The organism is Microcystis sp. T1-4, from assembly GCF_000297435.1.
Taxonomy (GTDB): Bacteria; Cyanobacteriota; Cyanobacteriia; order Cyanobacteriales; family Microcystaceae; genus Microcystis.
In genome coordinates, this window is the sequence record NZ_CAIP01000356.1 from 1 (window position 1) to 866 (window position 866).

Below are 866 nucleotides of genomic sequence, written 5' to 3' on the forward strand. Positions count from 1 at the left end.
TTGCCGCCCAAGCCAAAAGTACAGTAGAAAGAATCAAAGAACATCCAATAGTTTTGGCAGTGCAAGACACAACAAGTTTAGACTTTACGACGCAAAAAGCCAAAAAAGGAATGGGTTATCTAGATTGTAAAACATCCTTTGGTCTCAAAGTTCATACCACATTAGGAGTCTCAGCGCAAGGAGTACCTTTAGGACTGATTAATCAATATGTCTGGGCAAGAGAAGAAAAGAATTTAGGGATTGCCAAGCAAAGAAAAAAAAGAGAAACTCAAGAAAAAGAAAGTCAAAGATGGTTAGATTCTTTGTCAGAAACACAACAACAAATACCCGAAGAAATTCAAGTAGTAACAATCGGAGATTCTGAGGCAGACATATTTGATTTATTTGCCCAATCAAGAAGTCCTAACTCTCATTTATTAATCCGAGGAACTCATAACCGAAAAGTTAACTATCTCGAAGACAAGCAAAGGTCAGGGCATCCAGAACCTAAATATTTACATCAATCCATCAGAGAAATAAAAGCCTGTGGTAGCCTAGATGTGCAAGTAAAACGCAATCCTAATCACGAGGCTAGACTAGCTAAACTAACAGTTAGATTTGCCAGTTTTGAAATACAAGTACCTAAGCATCACTCGAAAGCGAACCCTCGTCAACCGGTCAAATTACAGGTAATTTTAGCTGAAGAAGAAAATCCGCGTCCTGGAGTTAATCCTATCAGTTGGCTCCTCTTAACTAGCCTAGACATTAGTAGCTTTGAATCAGCGATAACCTGTGTGCGCTGGTATAGTTATCGCTGGTTAATAGAACGCTATCATTTTGTTTTAAAAAGTGGTTGTGGATTAGAAAAACTGCAATTAGAAACGGGT

1 protein-coding gene is annotated in these 866 nt (G+C 38.3%); it reads left to right on the forward strand.

Features of this window, described 5'->3' with window-relative positions; translation table 11 throughout:
• A partial coding sequence (locus MICAI_RS17235; RefSeq protein WP_039900455.1) for an IS4 family transposase occupies positions 1-866 on the forward strand: 866 nt, incomplete at both ends.